Source organism: Microbacterium sp. ISL-103, assembly GCF_018613995.1.
In the GTDB taxonomy this organism is placed as follows: domain Bacteria; phylum Actinomycetota; class Actinomycetes; order Actinomycetales; family Microbacteriaceae; genus Microbacterium.
The window spans coordinates 1-1,610 of sequence record NZ_JAGGPD010000580.1 but is presented as its reverse complement, the minus strand read 5'-3'; the positions used below and the strand labels follow the sequence as shown (position 1 = coordinate 1,610).

Below are 1,610 nucleotides of genomic sequence, written 5' to 3'. Positions count from 1 at the left end.
CCACGGACATTGGCTCCGTGAGGGCTCCCAGGGAAGGGCTCCGGCATCATCCGCGGGCGGACGTCACTCCTCGCCCGGGCGGCGACCCGCGAACGCCGACAGTCCGTCTCGGAGCGCCGCGATCTGCTCGAGGTCCATCCCCACGGCAGCCATGACCTGTCGGGGAACGTCGAGTGCGCGCTCCCGGAGTGCGCGCCCGGCGTCCGTGAGCGTGATGTCGAGACGTCGCTCGTCCTGGGCACTGCGGCGCCTCTCGACCAGCCCGTCCGCCTCGAGTCGCTTCACCAGAGGGGATGCCGTCGCAGGCTCGAGGGCGAGGTCTGCCGCGAGATCGTTCAGAGGCCTCGGTGCGCGTTCCCACAGCGCGAGCATCACCAGGTACTGCGGATGCGTGAGCCCCAGCGGCTCGAGGATGGGCCGGTAGATCGCCACGACGTTGCGGGCGGCGGTCACCAGCGCGAAGCAGAGCTGATTGTCGAGCTTGAGCAGATCGTCCGAGGCCGTCACGGCATTGACTATACAACGGCACTAATGATTAGTACACTTATTAACATGGCGCACTCCAGTGACCGACCCCCTCTGCGTACCCGCATCCGCGAGGCTGGGGGCCTCTACTCCTGGATCAACACGAACCTGATCCGCTTCGCCGGACCCGCTTCAGTCGGTCCGTACGAGAAGACCCCTCCCCCCAGCGCAGCCGAGCGCGCGGAGCGCGCCTGCCCGCTCTGCGGCGCACCGATGAGCGAGCACGAGATCGATCGTTCGGGTCCGAAGACGCTGGTTCACTGCCCCTGAGGTCGACGGCCCGGCTCAGTCGTCGCGATTCGCGTCTTCGCGTGCGACGTCGAGCCAGAAGGCCAGTTCGTCGTCGGCTGCGAGCACGCGCGGAGAGACATCGAGCCACCCGGTGCCCATCGTTCGCGGGCCCATCGCCGCTGTCGCCACGCCGGGCCGGGTGACCAGCATCGCTCCGTGCTCCTCATCGACCCGGACGAGGAGAACACCGCCGCTGCGTGCTCCGACGAGGATGTGGCCCTCGCGCAGAAACGCGCGTGTGCCGAACATCCGCTTCTCCTCGATGTCGCCGTCGAGAGTGAGCAGCGCTCTGACACGATCGGCGAGCTCTTCCCCTGACGTGTCCATGTCGCTCGCACGCCGTCGTTCAGGCGTGCCCGGCCCTCTCCATGGCTCGCAGTTCCTTCTTCATGTCCTGAACCTCGTCGCGCAGCCGACCGGCGAGCTCGAACTTGAGTTCGGCCGCCGCCGCGAGCATCTGGTCTGACAGGTCCTGGATCACCGCTTCGAGCTGCTGGGCACCCTCTGCGGCGATTCCCGTACGGCGAAGGTTCGGCGTGGGCGACTTGCCCTTGCCGGTCGTGCGCCCGCGCCCGGACATCATCTGGGCGGTGTCCGCACCCTCTCGGGCGAGCACCTCGGTGATGTCGGCGATCCGCTTGCGAAGCGGCTGCGGATCGATGCCGTGCTCGAGGTTGTAGGCGACCTGTTTCTCGCGACGACGATCGGTCTCTTCGATCGCCTTGGCCATCGAGTCGGTGATCTTGTCGGCGTACATGTGCACCTCGCCTGAGACGTTTCGCGCCGCACGCCCG

At 67.5% G+C, this 1,610-nt stretch carries 4 protein-coding genes; 1 reads left to right on the top strand and 3 read right to left on the bottom strand.

Features of this window, described 5'->3' with window-relative positions:
- Positions 1-63: 63 nt before the first annotated feature.
- The gene (locus J7E68_RS18120) at positions 64-507 is read right to left on the bottom strand and encodes a MarR family winged helix-turn-helix transcriptional regulator (RefSeq protein ID WP_215174944.1); all 444 of its coding nucleotides are present in this window, start codon (positions 505-507) and stop codon (positions 64-66) included.
- Between the two features lie 45 nt (positions 508-552).
- On the opposite strand from J7E68_RS18120, the gene J7E68_RS20030 reads away from it, so the two are divergent.
- Complete coding sequence (locus J7E68_RS20030) at positions 553-795, top strand: hypothetical protein (protein WP_251049130.1); 243 nt, start codon at positions 553-555, stop codon at positions 793-795.
- A gap of 15 nt (positions 796-810) precedes the next feature.
- Here the strand turns inward: J7E68_RS20030 and J7E68_RS18115 are convergent, their stop codons facing one another.
- Entirely contained in the window at positions 811-1,143 is a 333-nt protein-coding gene (locus J7E68_RS18115; protein WP_215174943.1) for a TfoX/Sxy family protein, read from the bottom strand.
- A gap of 19 nt (positions 1,144-1,162) precedes the next feature.
- A partial coding sequence (locus J7E68_RS18110; protein ID WP_215174942.1) for a UvrB/UvrC motif-containing protein occupies positions 1,163-1,610 on the bottom strand: 448 nt, incomplete at its 5' end.

Bases quoted from the DNA above. Each gene is read 5' to 3' on its own strand.
- J7E68_RS20030 (WP_251049130.1), top strand. From the start codon at position 553: ATGGCGCACTCCAGTGACCGACCCCCTCTGCGTACCCGCATCCGCGAG.
- J7E68_RS18115 (WP_215174943.1), bottom strand. From the start codon at position 1,143: ATGGACACGTCAGGGGAAGAGCTCGCCGATCGTGTCAGAGCGCTGCTC.